Source organism: Phormidium sp. CCY1219 (assembly GCF_055795085.1).
The window spans coordinates 1-736 of sequence record NZ_JAYFEQ010000883.1; the positions used below are offsets into that span (position 1 = coordinate 1).

Sequence of the window (736 nt, forward strand, 5' to 3'; positions counted from 1 at the left end):
GTCATCCTTGCCGCCATGAACCAAATCATCCCCCGCACCGGCTTCGATATAGTCCGTGCCTTGATTGCCGTGGATGGTATTATTGCCCTCGCTGCCATACAGGTTATCATTGCCTTGTAGCCCTTGGGTAAAGGTGTTGTCACCCGCAGCGGTTATCTCGTCAGGAGCAGTGGTGCCGATGAGATTATCTAAGGGAGTGGCGTCGGCATTGGGGGAGACGGCTGGTGGCGTGAGATTGCAGAAGTCCTCGAACGTCTGAGCGATCGAGTCAGACACCATCTCGTCGTTCAGGAGGGTATTATCGGGTGCAAAGGGCACTCTCGGTGGCGCGCTGAGGGTAGGAACCGGATCGGGGGTAATATCGTTGACCGTCAAGGTAAAGCGATCGCTCACACTTTCCGTGCCATCGTCGGCGGTGACTTGAACGGTAAGGGTACCGATATCGGTGTCGGTGGGAGTGCCAGAGAAGGTGCCAGTTGCGGCATCGAAAGATAACCAGGGCGGTAATACCGACCCATCTTCTAAAGTTGCCGTGTAGGTTAACGCATCTCCATCGGCATCGGTGAAGGTGTCGGTGGAAAGGGTTAAGCTAAATGCTTCCGAGACAGTGGCAGTGGTATCGGCAATTGCATTGCTGACAACCGGCGCAGTATTGGCAGTGTCGTTGTCGGTAATATCTGCCGTGACTGCATTAATGGTGACGCCATCGTAGTTGGTATCGGTGGAGGTAGCAGTG

The 736-nt window shown here is 54.8% G+C and carries 1 protein-coding gene; it reads right to left on the minus strand.

What is annotated here, in order from left to right; all coding sequences use genetic code 11:
• A partial coding sequence (locus tag AC0QH1_RS29060) for a putative Ig domain-containing protein (RefSeq protein WP_324634931.1) occupies positions 1-736 on the minus strand: 736 nt, incomplete at both ends.